This is a genomic window from Streptomyces sp. NBC_01476 (assembly GCF_036227265.1).
GTDB lineage: Bacteria > Actinomycetota > Actinomycetes > Streptomycetales > Streptomycetaceae > Actinacidiphila.
Map to the genome: position 1 here is coordinate 2,877,626 of NZ_CP109446.1, position 11,987 is coordinate 2,889,612.

11 protein-coding genes and 1 pseudogene are annotated in these 11,987 nt (G+C 71.5%); 5 read left to right on the top strand and 7 right to left on the bottom strand.

All coding sequences use genetic code 11. The features are described from left to right. Nucleotides 1-50: 50 nt before the first annotated feature. Nucleotides 51-2,462 (bottom strand): immune inhibitor A domain-containing protein, encoded by a 2,412-nt coding sequence (locus OG552_RS12890; RefSeq protein WP_329132381.1) that lies wholly within the window; start codon nt 2,460-2,462, stop codon nt 51-53. 304 nt (nt 2,463-2,766) lie between these two features. Here OG552_RS12890 and OG552_RS12895 point away from each other — a divergent pair, with 304 nt between their 5' ends. Continuing rightward, nucleotides 2,767-3,066 carry a hypothetical protein gene (locus OG552_RS12895; protein ID WP_329132383.1) on the top strand — a complete coding sequence of 100 codons (300 nt, stop codon included), beginning with the start codon at nt 2,767-2,769 and terminating at the stop codon, nt 3,064-3,066. A gap of 52 nt (nt 3,067-3,118) precedes the next feature. Here the strand turns inward: OG552_RS12895 and OG552_RS12900 are convergent, their stop codons facing one another. The 4 genes and pseudogenes from OG552_RS12900 to OG552_RS12915 form a co-directional block, all read right to left on the bottom strand. Next, nucleotides 3,119-3,586, bottom strand: coding sequence for an RDD family protein (locus OG552_RS12900; protein WP_329132385.1), 468 nt, complete (start codon nt 3,584-3,586; stop codon nt 3,119-3,121). A gap of 63 nt (nt 3,587-3,649) precedes the next feature. Then, nucleotides 3,650-4,336 carry an RDD family protein gene (locus OG552_RS12905; protein WP_329132387.1) on the bottom strand — a complete coding sequence of 229 codons (687 nt, stop codon included), beginning with the start codon at nt 4,334-4,336 and terminating at the stop codon, nt 3,650-3,652. A gap of 81 nt (nt 4,337-4,417) precedes the next feature. Then, nucleotides 4,418-5,002, bottom strand: coding sequence for an RDD family protein (locus OG552_RS12910; protein WP_329140782.1), 585 nt, complete (start codon nt 5,000-5,002; stop codon nt 4,418-4,420). Between the two features lie 546 nt (nt 5,003-5,548). After that, nucleotides 5,549-5,686 (bottom strand): annotated as a pseudogene (locus OG552_RS12915) (DUF2510 domain-containing protein); the annotation flags it as partial. Between the two features lie 248 nt (nt 5,687-5,934). Here OG552_RS12915 and OG552_RS12920 point away from each other — a divergent pair. Next, entirely contained in the window at nt 5,935-6,414 is a 480-nt protein-coding gene (locus tag OG552_RS12920) for an SsgA family sporulation/cell division regulator (RefSeq protein ID WP_329132389.1), read from the top strand. A 13-nt stretch (nt 6,415-6,427) separates the two neighbouring features. On the opposite strand, the gene OG552_RS12925 is transcribed toward OG552_RS12920, so the two are convergent. Both OG552_RS12925 and hppD read right to left on the bottom strand, forming a co-directional pair. Beyond that, nucleotides 6,428-7,795, bottom strand: a complete 1,368-nt coding sequence (locus OG552_RS12925; protein ID WP_329132391.1) for an FAD-binding oxidoreductase — start codon at nt 7,793-7,795, stop codon at nt 6,428-6,430. A gap of 139 nt (nt 7,796-7,934) precedes the next feature. Further along, nucleotides 7,935-9,050, bottom strand: a complete 1,116-nt coding sequence (gene hppD, locus OG552_RS12930; protein WP_329132393.1) for a 4-hydroxyphenylpyruvate dioxygenase — start codon at nt 9,048-9,050, stop codon at nt 7,935-7,937. 124 nt (nt 9,051-9,174) lie between these two features. Here hppD and OG552_RS12935 point away from each other — a divergent pair, with 124 nt between their 5' ends. The 3 genes from OG552_RS12935 (at nt 9,175) to OG552_RS12945 (ending at nt 11,983) form a co-directional block, all read left to right on the top strand. Continuing rightward, nucleotides 9,175-9,645 carry an Lrp/AsnC family transcriptional regulator gene (locus OG552_RS12935; protein WP_329132394.1) on the top strand — a complete coding sequence of 157 codons (471 nt, stop codon included), beginning with the start codon at nt 9,175-9,177 and terminating at the stop codon, nt 9,643-9,645. Between the two features lie 181 nt (nt 9,646-9,826). Beyond that, entirely contained in the window at nt 9,827-10,546 is a 720-nt protein-coding gene (locus OG552_RS12940; RefSeq protein ID WP_443070921.1) for an ArsR/SmtB family transcription factor, read from the top strand. Between the two features lie 120 nt (nt 10,547-10,666). After that, entirely contained in the window at nt 10,667-11,983 is a 1,317-nt protein-coding gene (locus tag OG552_RS12945) for an MFS transporter (protein ID WP_329132396.1), read from the top strand. Nucleotides 11,984-11,987: the final 4 nt, after the last annotated feature.

Here is an 11,987-nt window from a genome sequence, read left to right on the forward strand (position 1 = left end):
GACCCTATGTGCGGATAATCACCAGATCATCGCCGGTGATCATCGGGTCCTCACCGGTGCGCCTTGCTCACCAGCAGGGTGATCGTGCTGCCGTCCAGCGGCTCGCTCACGATCGTGATGCGGGTGTTGGTGTCCGGCACCTTCACGCTGCCGGTCGGGTTGGCGCTGTCCCAGTACGAGCCGTAGTGGTCGTCGAAGAACGGCACCCCGAGCTTGGGGCTGATCCTGGCGGCCACTCCGTCGTTGTGCAGCGTGAAGCCGTCCGTCGGGTACCAGCTGAACGTGGCGTCGTACGACTGCACCCGGTTACGGATGATCTTGCCGTTCGACCACTTCTCCGCCTTGGGGTGCGCGTCGACCGGCAGGATCTCCCCGGCGCCCGGGTGGATGCCCACGTTGTTGTCGGACTGCGAGGTGTCCCAGAGCCAGATCTGCAGACCGTTCTGGTACGGGTAGTGCTCGACCCAGTCCGGCCGGGTGCTGGTCCAGCCGAAGTTGTACGGGCCGGTCTTCAGCGTCTTGTCGTAGGAGACGTACTGCCGGTTCTCCGCGATGTAGTACTGCGGGTAGTCGCTGGTGAACGACCCGCCGATCCGGGAGAAGCCCTTGGCGGTCCAGCCGTTGTCGTCGGTCTCGGCGCCGTCGCTGAGCACGCTCCGGCCGTCGGCGGTGATGGTGATCGCGTCGGCCGCGAAGCCCATCTGCGCCACCCCGCCGTCGGTGAGGTAGCGGAAGCGCAGCTGGATCTGCTGACCCGCGTAGGCGTCCAGCGGGTAGGCGAGGTCCTCGTACGCGCCGGAGGTGCCGGTCAGCGCCGGGTTGTCGCCGCCGTCACGCGGGATGCTCCGGCCGTCCGCGGTGCCGTCCAGGAAGTTCCAGTTGGCGCCGCCGTCGGTGGAGACCTCGGCGTAGAGGTAGTCGTAGTCCTCCTCGATGTCCCACCAGCCCTTGAGGTTCAAGGACGCGGTGGAGGCACCGGTGAGGTCGACCGAGCGGGTCAGGGTGTTCGACAGGTTGTCGCCGCTGCCGCTCCACCACTGCTTGCTGCCCTCGGCGGGCGTGACGACGGTGGTGGTGACCGCCTTGTCCGGCAGCTGGACGACCAGTGCCTGCTTGTCCTTGGTGTTGTACGCGGCGACGCCCAGCTTGGTGGTGGAGGTCTTGGCCGCCTTGACGGTGGCGTAGTTCAGCCAGCCGAGCTGCAGCTTGTCCCAGGCGGTCAGGTCGTCCGGCAGGTCGCCGATCGCGTCCTTGCCGGTACCCGACCAGGAGCCGTCGGACATCAGGGACCAGTACGCGACACCGGACTCACCGGCGCCGGTGGTGTCGTACTCGTCGGGCAGGCCCAGGTCGTGACCGTACTCGTGGGCGAAGACACCAAGGCCGCCGTTCTCCGGCTGCAGGGTGTAGTCGCCGATCCAGATGCCGGTGGTGCCGATCTGGGTGCCGCCGGCCTTGTTGTCCGCCGGGCCGGTCTTGCCCGCGTCGGTGCCGTAGGCGTACCAGCGGTGCGCCCACAGGGCGTCCTCGGCCTGCGCGCCGCCGCCCGCGGACTCGTCCTCGCCGGCGTGCACGATCTGGAAGTGGTCGATGTAACCGTCGGGCTCGTTGAAGTTGCCGTCGCCGTCGTAGTCGTAACGGTCCCACTGGTCGTACGCCGACAGGTCCGCCTTGATCTGCGCGTCGGTGCGGCCCTGCGCCTTCTGGTCGTTGACAAACGCGGTGGTGGCGTCGCGGATCAGGTCCCAGGCGGTGGAGCAGGTGCTGGAACCGCACCAGTTGGAGCCGTAACGGGCCTCGTTCCACGGCACCTTGACCCAGGCGGAGACCTCACCGTCGACCGAGTAGCGGCCCGAGGACTGCTTCTCGTAGTACTTCGCGAGGGATTCCTTCTTCGCGTCGTGCGAGAAGTAGAGGTCCTGGAAGTGCTGCTCGTTGTAATCGGCCTGCCAGGCGGTGCTGTTGTCGTTCTTCCGGTCCGGCTTGGCGATGGTGTTGTGCGCCGGGCCGGGGGTGCCGCCGAACTTGGTGACGGGCGGCTGGGGCCCGTCCGGGCCGTCCGGGTCGTAGGTGGTGGTGCTGTCCACCTGGTCGCCGAACTCGGCGAGAATCGTGAAGATCTTGTCGGTCTTCTCCCGGTCCAGCTCGACGTATTTGCTCTTCTTGCCCTTGCCGCCGCCGAGTTGGACCACCTTCGACGCGCCGCGCTGCTGGACCGTGGCATCGCCGGAGACGACCTGCTGAAGGGCGGCGGAGTGCTCCGCCGCCTGCTTCTCGCTGAACGGACCCGGCAGGTTGTGTGCCTGCTGCGCCTGGCTGGTCGCCGGGTCGGACGCCACCGCCGGGGTGGGCGACGCGGGCGTGGCCGCGTGCGCCCCGGCGGCGGTGACCGCGGGTACGCCCAGCACGGCTATCGCGAGAGCCAGGGCGGCGGGTTTGGTGATCCTCCGCTGTATTTTCAAGATCCTTGACCTCCCCTTGGGAAAGGCCATTGCATCGGAGTGGCGAAGGAAAAAACAGATCTTGACTTGGGCATGGCACGCCAGTACGTTTGCCGGTTTCCCCGCTCCGCTCAGCGGACACACAGACAACAGCACTGCCACGGACCGCTGTTGCTCGGTCACGCGTGCGACCCCCGTGCGCCCCCGTGTGCACCGCACCGGTGGTAAGGCGGTGCTTACCCGGTGTCAGGCGCGGGCATGCCGAACCGTAGAGTCATCCCGAGCGTGCCCCCGCTTTCGACGTACCCGAGGACGGATTCCCCCGATGCCACGTCCTACGAACGCGCAAGTCGCCTATGGAACACTGACCGTTGTCCTCTTCACCCTGGTGGTGCTGCTGCTCACCGACGCCCGCTCGGGCGCCGCGGTGGTGGCGGTCGCCGCGGGCGGACTGGTACTCGGTCTGCTGGTCGCGACGGGGATGGCGGCGAGCAGCCGCAGGACCCCCGCCGCTGCCGCCCGGCCCGCCACCGCTCCCCTGACCTCCGCGGCCGCGGTGCCCAGGGCGCGGGTGCGCACCGGCGCCGCCGCGCAGCGGGTGCGCGAGCACTCCCTGCGGCGCTGACCACCGGGCCCGCACCCCGGGCCACCGGAGGGCGGATCGTCCGGACCACGCGTCAGACGGCGGCCACGACCACGGTCTTGGCCGCTTTGTCGTGCAGGCACTGCCGGAAGGGCCTGTCCCAGGTGCACCAGAGCGAGTCGAGCAGCCAGAAGAGCGGGCCGACCGCGATCACCAGCAGCACCCCGGGCAGCGCGTAGACCGCCGCCCGCGTCCACCCGGTCCTGCTGGGCACCGCGCCGTCGGCCAGCTGCGCCACCCGGATGCCCAGCGCCATCTTGCCCAGCGTCTGCCCGCGGGCAGCCGTCATGGCGCCCTCGTAGGCGAAGTACAGCACGAAGACCAGCGCGGTCAGCAGCACGTCGCCGGCGTAGGAGTAGTCCTCCGGGTCGGTCGGCCCGGCCACCGCGGTGGCCAGCAGCAGGTCGATCCCGATCAGCACCAGCGTGTCGATCACCCGGGCCAGGAAGCGGCTGCCGAGCCGCGCGAGCGGGGGCATACCGTACGGTCGGTCAGCACTCATGACCGATGAGTCAATCAGCCATCCGGGTGGCCGTACAGACCGTGATCCGCCATCGGCCGGCCGTCAGACGACCTGCACCACCACGGTCTTGGCCGCCTTGTCGTGGAGGCCCTGTTTGTACGGCTTGTCAAAGGCGACCGTGATGCCGATGAGCAGGAACCAGACGCAGTAGCAGCAGAAGACCGGCACCCACAGCACCGCCGCGCGCAGTGCGGCGGCGTTGGAGGTGGGGATGTCGCCGTCGGCCAGCATCGCGGTCCGCAGCCCCATCGCCCGCTTGCCCAGCGTCTGGCCGGTGGACCGGGTCATCAGCCACTCGTAGAAGAAGCCGATGCCGGCGGTGAACACCCCGCCGACCGCCGAGCGTCCCCAGTTCACATCGCTGCCGTCCTGCATCCCGACCACCGCCCACTCCAGCAGGTAGCCGGGGATGAGCACCACCACGACGTCGACGATCCGGGCGAAGATCCGCCGGCCGGCCGGCGCCAGCGGGGGCATGCCGGCCAGCGGGTCGGGGCCGGGGCCGGGCCCCTGCGGGCCGCCGGGGTACGGATCGCCGCCGAACGGGTCCTGCGGGCCGCGGCCGTACGGGTCCTGTCCGAAGCCGCCGTCGCCGGGCGGCGGAGCACCGTGGGGGCCGCCCTGACCGTACGGGCCGCCGTCGCCGGGCGGCGGGTTGCCGTACGGGTTGCCCGGCGGCTTGGCGAACGGGTCGTCAGGGGAACCGGGGCCCGGCTGATCGGAACTCATGTCCCGAGTCAAACCCGCGGTTGCCGGCGGCGCCCGCCGTCGCGACCCGTTCGGGGTATGGCGGCGAGCCCGGCCGGCCGGTCAGCCGCCGGCCACGAAGGTGTGGGCCGCCTTGTCGTGCCAGCACTGCTTCCACGGCCGGTCGAAGAGACACCACAGCACCCCGGCGACGCCGATGACCAGCAGATCGAGCAGCACATACGTCAGCCAGCGGCGCAGACTCGCGCCGAAGCCGGGCGGCTGCTGCGCCTCGATGTCCAGCACGTGCAGGCCGACCAGCTTCTTGCCCAGCGTCCGGCCCCACTTGGCGGTGGGCAGCACCTCCAGGAGCAGCCCGGCCAGCACCGCCACCACCAGCACCGCGCCCAACTGCGTGCCGGTGGTGCCGTCGATGAGCCACACCTTGACCGTCTCACCGGTCAGCTTCGCCGCGTCCACCTTGTCCTTGGCGTGGTGGTAGGCGGCGCTGCCGAGCGGTACGGCCGCGGCGCCGACCACCACGGCTGCCACCACCGTGTCGATCACCCGGGCGGCGAACCGCCGGACCAGCCCGCCGGGCCGCTCCTGGCTGAGCGCGCTCGCGAACGGGTCCGCGGCGGGGGGCCGCCAGGGGAGCACGGCGTCCGGGCGGCCCGGCCCCGGCCCCTGCCGGGCGAGGTCGTGCACCTGGGCCGCCCACGGGGGGCTGGACTGCGGTGCGGGCCGTGGCGCCGGCCGGGGCGATGGCTGTGCCGATGACTGTGCCGATGACTGGGGCAACGGCTGGGGCAACGGCTGAGGCAACGGCTGGGGTGCCGCATGAGGTGCCGGCCGGGATGCCTGCGGCGGCACGGGCTGCTGCGGCGCGGCAGCGGGTGAGGGGGCCTGCCGCTGCCGGGCCGGCGGGGCCGGTTCCGCCGGGGCGCGGGCGCCCCAGGAGATCGGCGGCAGGTCCTGGCCCTGCTGGGCGGGTACCGGCCAGTTGGGAACGGGTGCCGCTGGTGCCGCGGGCGCCGCGGGTGACTGGGAGCGGGGCGCGGCCGGGTCCTCGTCGAGGAACATCGGCCCCGACTCGTCCACCGCCGGGGGACGCGGGGCCGGGGCAGGACGCGGGGCGGGGCTCGGCGGCGGAGCAGGGCTCGGCGGCGGCGGGGCCGTGCTCGCGGCCGGGCCCTGGCTCTGCGCGGGTACCACGGGAGGCGGCGGTGGCGCCGTGCCCTCCGCACCGGCCGGCCGGCTCGTACCGGGGACCCAGGCCGAACCGTTCCAGTACCGGATGTAGTTGGGGATCGACGGGTCCGGGTAGAAGCCCGGAGCCGGCGCGGCGGAGGACGAGGAAGAACCGGAGGAGCCAGAAGTGGGTGCGCTCATGGTTCACGGATTCCGTATCTGCTCGGCCGGGGGTGTGCGTCCACATCTACCAGACCTGTGGGCCCGGCGGGTCCACTCCCTGACGTCCTTACCCCCTACGCGTTGTCATGCGCCACAGGTTCTGGAAATTTGAACCACGTACCGGTAACCCGCGTAATGGTTGGAGAGGCACGCGCTCTCTCCAGGTGCAGGCCCCGCAGCGCAACCTTCCGGCAGGGGCCACCGCGCCGAGGAAAGGACGTCGACTCATGCAGACCGTGGTGGAACGCGAACTCGAGATGCAGCTTGTCCTGTCGCCGGAACGCAGCATTCCGGTGCCGGCCAAGCTCGCCTACCGCACGACCGACCCCTACGCCGTGCATGTCACCTTCCATGTGGGGTCGCAGACCCCGGTGAACTGGACGTTCGCCCGCGAACTGATCGTGGAGGGGGTGTTCCGGCCGTGCGGAAACGGCGATGTGCGCATCTGGCCGACGAAGGTCAACGGCCGCAGCGTGATCTGTCTCGCGCTCAGCTCCCCCGACGGGGACGCGCTGCTGGAGGCGCCTTCCTCACCGGTGGCCTCCTGGCTGGAGCGCACCTTGCGGGTGGTCGCGCCCGGCACCGAGCACGAGCAGCTGAGCATGGACGACGGCCTGAGCCGGCTGCTCGCCCCGGCGGCCGGCGACGAGGCGTGGCTGCGCGACCCCTGCGCCGGCAAGGACGAGAACCCGGACGCCAGTGCGTGACGCGGGCCCCCGGTCAGAACAGCTTGCCCGGGTTGAGCAGCCCCAGCGGGTCGAAGACGGCCTTCAGCCCGCGCTGCAGCTCCAGCCCGGTCGGCCCCAACTCCCTTGCCAGCCACTCCTTCTTGAGCAGGCCCACCCCGTGCTCGCCGGTGATGGTGCCGCCCAGCGACAGGCCGAGCGCCATGATCTCCTCGAAGGACTCGCGGGCCCGCCGGGACTCCTCGGGGTCGTGCGCGTCGAAACAGACCACCGGGTGGGTGTTGCCGTCCCCGGCGTGCGCGCAGACGCCGATCGTCAGCCCGTACTTCTCCGCCACCGCGGCCACCCCGTCGAGCATCTCACCGAGCCGGGACCGGGGTACGCACACATCGTCGATCATGGTCGCGGAGGAGAGGGTCTCCAGCGCGGTCAGTGACAGCCGCCTGGCCTGCAGCAGCAGGTCGGACTCCGCGGCGTCCTGCGCCGGTACGACGTCGGTGGCACCGGCCGCGAGGCACAGCTCGCCGAGCGCGGCCAGGTCGGCCGCCGGGTCCGGGGTGTCGAAGGCGGCGAGCAGCAGCGCCCCGGTCTCCTCCGGCAGCCCCATCTTCGCCAGCTTGTTGACGGCGCGGACCGTGGTGCCGTCCATCAGCTCCAGCAGCGACGGTACGTGGCCGCTCGCCATGATCGAGCAGACCGCGGCGCCCGCCGCGGCGGCCGACGGGAACTCGGCGGCGAGCGCGAGGTGCTGGGGCGGCGCCGGCTTCAGCGCGAGCACCGCCTTGACCACCACCCCGAGAGTGCCCTCGGAGCCGACGAAGAGCCGCGTCAGGTCGTAGCCCGCGACGCCCTTGGCGGTACGCCGGCCGGTCGTCAGCAGCCGGCCGTCCGCCAGCACCACGTCGAGGCCGAGCACGTACTCCGCGGTGACCCCGTACTTCACACAGCACAGGCCGCCCGCGCCGGTGCCGATGTTGCCGCCGATGGTGCAGGTCTCCCAGCTCGACGGGTCCGGCGGGTAGGACAGGCCCTGTTCGGCCACCGCCCGGGAGAGCGCCGCGTTGACGACTCCGGGCTCCACCACGGCGATCCGCTCCACCGGATCGATCTCCAGGATCCGGTCCATCTTCGCCAGCGACAGCACGATCCAGCCGTCACCGGCGTTGGCACCGCCCGACAGACCGGTCCGCGCGCCCTGCGGCACCACCGGCACCCGTAGCGCGGTCGCGGTGCGCAGCACGTGCTGCACCTCCTCGACCGTCCGCGGCAGTACGACCACCGCGGGCGTCCCCGACGCGGAGAAGCTCGCCATGTCATGGGCGTAGGCGGCGGTGACATCGGGGTCGGTGAGGACGGTGCCCTGGGAGAGGCCGGAGCGGAGCGCGCTGATCAGGTCGGACATATCTTCAGCTTGTCACCTGCTCCCCCGCGTTCTCAATCACCGGGCGGGCACCAGGTGCCCGCCCGGCTGCGGCGCGGCGGCCGTCCTCAGACGTGCACGGCGCTCACGGCGCTCACGGCGGTCACCGCGCCCACCGCACTCACAGGTTGCCGCGGCGCTCCTGCTCGCGCTCGATCGCCTCGAAGAGCGCCTTGAAGTTGCCCTTGCCGAAGCCCATCGAGCCATGGCGCTCGATCATCTCGAAGAAGACGGTCGGGCGGTCCTGCACCGGCTTGGTGAAGATCTGCAGCAGATAGCCGTCCTCGTCCCGGTCGGCGAGCAGCTTCAGCTCGCGCAGGGTCTCGATCGGCACCCGGGTGTCGCCGACCCACTCGCCGAGCGTGTCGTAGTACGAGTCGGGGGTGTCCAGGAACTCGACGCCGGCCGCCCGCATGGCCCGTACGCTCGCCACGATGTCGTTGGTGGCCAGCGCGATGTGCTGCACGCCGGGGCCGCCGTAGAACTCCAGGTACTCGTCGATCTGGGACTTCTTCTTGCCCGCGGCCGGCTCGTTGAGCGGGAACTTGACCTTCCGGGACCCGTCGGCGACGACCTTGGACATCAGCGCGGAGTACTCGGTGGCGATGTCGTCGCCGACGAACTCCTTCATGTTGGTGAAGCCCATGACCTTGTTGTAGAAGGTCACCCACTCGTTCATCCGGCCGAGTTCGACGTTGCCCACGCAGTGGTCGACGGCCTGGAAGTACCGCTTGCCGGCCGGCTCCACGATCGGTCCCGCGGCGGCGTACCCGGGCAGATAGGGGCCGTCGTAGCCGGTGCGGTCGACCAGGGTGTGCCGGGTCTCGCCGTAGGTGGCGATGGCCGCGAGCACCACCGTGCCGTTCTCGTCCTTGAGTTCGTACGGCTCCTCGATCCCGGTGGCGCCGTGCTCGACCGCGTAGGCGTACGCGGCACGGGCGTCCGGGACCTCGATGGCGAGGTCGACGACACCGTCGCCGTGCGCGGCCACATGGGCTGCCAGGAAGCGGCCGTAGGCGGTCTCGGCCTTGATGACGGAGGTGAGGACGAAGCGGGCGCCGCCCGACTCCAGGACGTAGGAGGCGGTTTCGCGGCTGCCGTTCTCCGGTCCGGCGTACGCCACCCGGCGCATGCCGAACGCGGTCGAGTAGTAGTGCGCGGCCTGCTTCGCGTTGCCCACGGCGAAGACGACGGCGTCCATGCCTTTTACGGGGAAAGCATCCCGGGTCTCAGTCATGACTGAAGCGTCCCGCCACCTCTCAACGTGCGCAATAGTTCCGGTTTTCGCTGGACATGGTGTGCAGCGAAAGTCAGGATCGATGGGTCAATCCGTACAGGATGACCACGACGGGAGCGACGCAATGGGCATCGACGCGCTGGACGGCCGGCTGATCACCCTGCTGGACGAGGAGCCGAGGATCGGCGTACTGGAGGCGTCCCGGCGGCTCGGGGTGGCCCGCGGCACGGTGCAGGCACGGCTCGACCGGCTGCAGGCGAACGGTGTGGTGCGCGGTTTCGGCCCGCAGGTGGACCCGGCGGCGCTCGGCTACCCGGTGACCGCGTTCGCCACGCTGGAGATCAAGCAGGGCCAAGGCGCCGACGTACGGGCGCACTTGGTCGGTGTGCCGGAGGTGCTGGAACTCCACACCACGACCGGGCAGGGCGACATGCTCTGCCGCCTGGTGGCCCGCTCCAACGCGGATCTGCAGCGGGTCATCGACCGGGTCGTCGGCTTCGACGGCATCGTCCGCGCGGCCACCGCGATCGTGATGGAGAACCCGGTCCCCTTGCGGATCATCCCCCTGGTGGCCCAGGCGGCGCAGGACGAATAGCGCCGCCGCGCGGTCGAGCGGGCGGGCCCCGCCCAACCCGGGCCACGCGGGCCCGCCCGCCACCCGCCCCCGCACCGTCCGCGCGCCTCGTCCGGCCTCCTTGCCTCGCCTCACCCGGATGCAAAGGTTCTTTGCAAATAAGCGTTGCAAAGAACCTTTGCGGTCCCTTAGCGTGGTGGCCGTGCCCGAGACCCCGGCGGACGAGATCCGCCCCCACGACACCGACCGGACCGCGGCAGCCGCCGGACCCGCCGAGCCCGCGGCGCCCCCGGCCACCGACGTCACCGCCCTCGCCGACGGCGACACCGTGCGCCGCCTCGATCCCCGCTCACTGCGCGCGCTCGCCCACCCGCTGCGGATGCGGCTGATGTCCGACCTCCAGGAGTTCGGCCCCGCGACCGCCTCCAAGCTCGCCGACCGGCTCGGCGAATCCAGCGGCGCCACCAGCTACCACCTGCGGCAGCTCGCCGCCCACGGCTTCGTCGAAGACGACCCGGAGCGCGGCACCGGCCGCGAACGGTGGTGGAAGGCGGTGCACCGCGGCACCCGCTTCGACGACGTGGACCAGTTCCTGCACCACCCCGATCCCGGGGTCCGCGGCGCGCTGAACACCTTCATGCACGAACTGGCCGTCAGTCACGCGGAACAGCTCAGCACCTGGCTCGGCACCCTGCACGAGTGGCAGGAGCCGTGGCGGAGCGTCGGTGACATGAGCAACTTCAGCCTGCGGCTCACTCCGGAACTCGCCACCGAACTCGGCCGGCGGATGCACGACCTGATCGAGTCCTACCGCCACCGGGTGCCGGAACCGCCCGCCGGCCAGCACCCGCGCAGCCCCGCGGCGGACGGCACCGCCTCGGTCCGCATCCACTTCCACGCCTTCCCGCGCCGTATCGACTGACCCGGCGTCACCTCGCGGTACGCCGCACGCACGGCGTACCGCGCCGCACCACGCCCAGGGCACGTCACCGAACACCGCATCCACATCCACATCCACATCCACATCCACGGGGGATTTCCGATGAGTACGTCCGCCATACCCGCGTCACCCGCCGGCCGGGACCGCCGCCCGCTCGGGGTGCTGCTGGCCGCCAACGTCGTCTCCATCACGGGCAGCATGCTGACCCTGGTCGCGGTGCCGTGGTTCGTCCTGGACACCACCGGGAGCCCGGCCCGGGCCGGCCTGGTCGCCTTCGCCGGCACCCTGCCGGTGGTGATCGCCGCGCTGCTCGGCGGCCCGCTGATCGACCGGCTCGGCTTCACCCTCACCAGCGTGGTCTCCGACGCGGTCTGCGCGGTCGCCACCGCCGCGGTGCCGCTGCTGCACATGGCCGGCGGCCTCTCCTACGGATGGCTGCTCGCGCTCGTCGCGGTCAACGGCCTCTTCCACGCACCCGGCGAGACCGCCCGTGAAGTGCTGATGCCGCGCCTCGCCGACCGGGCCGGGACCACGATCCAGCGGGCGTCGAGCGCGTACGAGGGCGCCTCGCGCGGCGCCCGGATGCTCGGCGCACCGCTCGCCGGTGTGCTGATCGCCGCGATCGGCGCCGCCGACGTCCTGCTGCTCGACGCGGTCTCCTTCGCGGTGTCCGCGCTGCTGATCGGCTTCGGGGTGCACCACGGCGGCCGGGAGCGGGCCGAGGGCGTCTCCCGGCGGCGGCCGACCTTCGCCGGCTACCGGGCCGAACTGCGCGAGGGGTACGCGTATCTGGTCGCGGCCCGGCTGCTCTTCGCGGTGGTGCTGATGGTGATGGTGACCAACGCGCTCGACCAGGCGTGGTCGGCGGTGCTGCTGCCGGTCGACGCCCGGGAGAACCTGGGCGGTTCGGTGAGCGTCGGCGTGATCTCCGGGACGTTCGGGGCCGCCGCGCTGGCCGGCTCGCTGCTCTACGGGGTGTTCGGGGTCGGCCACCGGCTGCCGCAGCGCGGGCTGTTCATCGGGGCCTTCATCGTCTGCGGCTTCCCCCGCACCGCGGTGGCCGCGCTGGTGCCCGGGCTCACCCCGATCGTGGTCACCTGCGCGGTGTGCGGGCTCGCGGCGGGGGTGCTCAACCCGATCATCGGCACCGAGATGGTGCGGCTGGTGCCGGAACGGCTGCGCAGCCGGGTGTTCGGTGCGGTGAGCTCGGGGGTGCTGGTGGCGGTGCCGATGGGCGGGCTGCTCGGCGGGTATCTGGTGCAGTACGCCGGGCTGACCGCGGCGATGGCCGCGGTCAGCGTGACGTATCTGCTGACGACGCTGAGCCCGCTGGTGCTGCCGGCCTTCCGGCGGTGGGAGACGGCGGCCGAGCCGCCGGCCAGGGCGCTGCGCGCCGAACCCGCGCCGGCGGATTCGTGAGCCC